The organism is Achromobacter sp. RTa, from assembly GCF_000757485.1.
Classification (GTDB): Bacteria; Pseudomonadota; Gammaproteobacteria; order Burkholderiales; family Burkholderiaceae_B; genus Achromobacter.
Map to the genome: position 1 here is coordinate 1 of NZ_JPYO01000028.1, position 441 is coordinate 441.

The following is a 441-nucleotide window of genomic DNA, read 5'->3' on the forward strand; positions in this document are numbered from 1 at the left end:
GCCGGACAAGGGGCCGACCTTGCCGCCGATGCGCAGGTCCAGCACCGCGCCGGGGCCTGCATCGAATGCGATGCGCGCCGCCACCGGATCCCACATGGGGCCCAGCGCCGCGTTCGTCACGCCGCGATCCAGCATGCGCCGCAGCACGAACGTGGCGTCGCCCGGCGCGCCGCTGCCGGGGTTGTCCGGCCTGTCGGCCAGCACCACAGGACCTTCGCCGAACGCCAGCGCCTCATCCAGGGCCTGGTCCACGCTGCGGTATGGCACCATGAGCTGTTCGCGCATGGCGATGAGTTCGTCGGCCAGCTGCCGGGCCAGCGCCTGCGCGCGGCCGGCGTCGCCGTCGGCGTAGACGAGCACCTTGGTGCCCATCTCCGGCACGTCGCCCGTGGCGAAGCCCTGCGCCACGGAAACCGACAGGATGCCGTCGCGGCCTTCCAG

The 441-nt window shown here is 73.0% G+C and carries 1 protein-coding gene; it reads right to left on the minus strand.

Annotated features, from left to right (window positions below):
• A partial coding sequence (locus tag JL37_RS10600; protein ID WP_043543907.1) for an MlrC C-terminal domain-containing protein occupies positions 1–441 on the minus strand: 441 nt, incomplete at both ends.